The following is a 2,530-nucleotide window of genomic DNA, read 5'->3' as shown; positions in this document are numbered from 1 at the left end:
ACTGGGGGCAGGCCGCGGCGGGCGGGAGGATCGTCGTAACAGTTCAAGGACTACACAGTTCCCCCGGAAGGCGCCTCCCGTGACAATCCAGCAAACCCTCCCGGCCGCCGATCACCGCGGCCCGGTCGCCCGCAAGGAACGTGCCCTCGCCCCCGACCTGATCCGCGGCGCGATGCTGCTGCTGATCGGCCTGGCCAACAGCGCGAACTTCGCCTTCGCCGGCCAGCCCGGTGTCGAAACCGCACCGCAGGGTTTCGAGCGCATCCTGAACTTCCTCAAACTCACCTTCGTCGACGCCCGCGCGTACCCGGTGTTCGCGGTGATGTTCGGCTACGGCCTGGTCCAGTTGGCCCGCCGGCAGCGCTCGTCCGGCGCCACCCCCGGCGCAGTCCGGCGCATCCTGATGAAGCGGAACGCCTGGATGATCGCCTTCGGCGCAGTCCACGCGACGCTGCTGTACTTCGGTGACTTCCTCGGCGCCTACGGCATCGTCGGGATCATCTGCACGCTGCTGCTGCTCAACCGCGGCGACAAGTTCCACCGGATCATCATCGGCATCTGGGCGCTCGAGGTCGTGTACGTCGTCTGGCTCGCCATCCAAGGGGCCATCGCCGCACTGACGAGCACCGGGCCCGCGCACGCCATCGTCAACGCACCGAACCCGTCGCTGGCAGCTTCGTCGTACGGCGCAAGTCTGATCGAGCGGCTGGGCGAGTACCCGCTGCACACCGCCAGCGTGATCCCGTTCGTCATGGTCGTCTGGCTCGGTATCTGGGCCGCTCGCAAGCACATCCTGGAGAACCCGGCCGCACACCGCACTCTGCTCACCCGGGTGGCCGTGGTCAGCATGAGCATCACCGTGCTGGGCGGTCTGCCGCTGGCACTGGTCGGTGCGGGCTGGCTGCACGTCGACGAGGCCGCGGTCGGTTCGCTGAGCATGCTGTCGCACGTCAGTGGGATGTTCGGCGGTCCTGGCTACGTCGCTCTGTTCGGCCTACTGGTCGCCCGGATCACCACCCTGTCGCTGCCGGTGCGTGCGATCTCCGCACTGGGTCAGCGGTCGATGTCGGGGTACCTGTTCCAGTCGGTAGCGTGGATGGGGCTGCTGGCACCGTTCACTCTGGATCTCGGGCACCGGTTCGGCAGTACGGCGTACGCAGCGCTCGGCTGTGCGGTTGCGGTCTGGCTGGTCTCGGTGATCGGCGCCTACCTGATGAGCCGCCGCTCGTACCGCGGTCCGGCGGAGACCCTCCTGCGCCGGCTCGTCTACTGATTGAGAGGATGGGCAGCGTGAGTGACTTCGGCGTACCCGAGCCTGCGAATCTGTCCGACCTGTCCGGTGAGCCGCCGGTGGCCGAGACCAGTGTGCGGCTCGCGCTGCCCGCCGAGGCGAACGCGATCGGCGAGATCCAGGTAGCGGCCTGGCGGGCGGCGTACGCCGATCTGCTGCCGGCTGACGTACTGGCCGACCTGAACCCGGCCCAGTTCGCCGCCCAGTGGCGGGCGGCGCTGATCGCCCCCGGCGAGGCCCGCAATCGGGTCATGGTCGCTCTGGCCGGCCGCACGCTGGTCGGGTTCGCGGCCATCACCGCCTCGGACGACCCGGACGCCGACGCCCAGCACGACGCCCTGATCGCCGAGCTCGCCGTCCAGCCGGACGCCACCCGCGCCGGCCACGGCTCCCGCCTCCTGAACGCAGTCGTCGACACCGTCCGCGCCGACGGCTTCCGCCGGGTCACCGTCTGGGTCAACTCCACCGACGACGTCACCCGAGCCTTCTACACCGAGGCCGGCTGGGAACCCGACACCGCGCACCGCGAGCTCGACCTGTACGGCGATGGCTCCGTGCGCATCAAGCAGATCCGGCTCCACACCGACCCGGCCGCGGCCGAGGCCTAGGCCACGCAGAACTCGTTCGCCTCGGGGTCCTGCATGACCACGAAGTAGCCGTCCGGCTCGTCGGTCCGCCGTACGAGGCTCGCCCCTAGCTCCACCAGTCGATCCACCTCGGCATCGACCGCCGTACGCCGCTCGTCGCCAGCCAGCCCGGGTGCCACCTTGATGTCCAGGTGCACCCGATTCTTGGCCACCTTCGCCTCTGGCACCTGCAGGAAGAAGATGTCCGGCCGGTCCCGCACCTTGTCCACCAGCGTGCGCCCGGTCGGCCGCTGATCCACCGGGATCTGCTGCGCGTCGGCCCAGTCGTCCCACGTCATGAACCCGTCCGGCACCGGCGTCGGGAAGTCGTACCCACCGAGCGCCCGCATCCAGAACCGCGCCACCCGATCCGGATCCGCACAGTCGAACACGATATGCAGCTCGTACGCCGTCATCGCACCCCTCCACCTCCACCGGCCCGAACCCCCAGGCCATCACAATCACCACTCCCCCGTCCACCACCGCTCAATCACAGCACCAACCACCACTTGTGATGGCCCTGGCGTCCGCCCCCACCCCCGAGCGCACGCCGATCCCACTCGCGGACGCACGGAGGGTTCAGTCACGGAGGCTGTGGGCGGGGCGGGGGACC

General features: G+C 69.4%; 3 protein-coding genes. 2 read left to right on the top strand and 1 reads right to left on the bottom strand.

The window, feature by feature from the left end:
- Positions 1–79 precede the first annotated feature (79 nt).
- Positions 80–1,273 (top strand): DUF418 domain-containing protein, encoded by a 1,194-nt coding sequence (locus E1261_RS44330; protein ID WP_238176848.1) that lies wholly within the window; start codon positions 80–82, stop codon positions 1,271–1,273.
- A gap of 17 nt (positions 1,274–1,290) precedes the next feature.
- The gene (locus tag E1261_RS44325) at positions 1,291–1,899 is read left to right on the top strand and encodes a GNAT family N-acetyltransferase (RefSeq protein ID WP_238176847.1); all 609 of its coding nucleotides are present in this window, start codon (positions 1,291–1,293) and stop codon (positions 1,897–1,899) included.
- Here E1261_RS44325 and E1261_RS44320 read toward each other — a convergent pair.
- Positions 1,896–2,333: a VOC family protein gene (locus E1261_RS44320; RefSeq protein WP_132416315.1), complete on the bottom strand. Its 438-nt coding sequence runs from the start codon at positions 2,331–2,333 to the stop codon at positions 1,896–1,898. The genes E1261_RS44325 and E1261_RS44320 overlap by 4 nt on opposite strands.
- Positions 2,334–2,530: the final 197 nt, after the last annotated feature.

This window comes from Kribbella albertanoniae (genome assembly GCF_004348455.1).
Taxonomy (GTDB): domain Bacteria; phylum Actinomycetota; class Actinomycetes; order Propionibacteriales; family Kribbellaceae; genus Kribbella; species Kribbella albertanoniae.
Note: the sequence above shows the minus strand (reverse complement) of the source record. Positions and strands in the feature narration are given on the sequence as shown.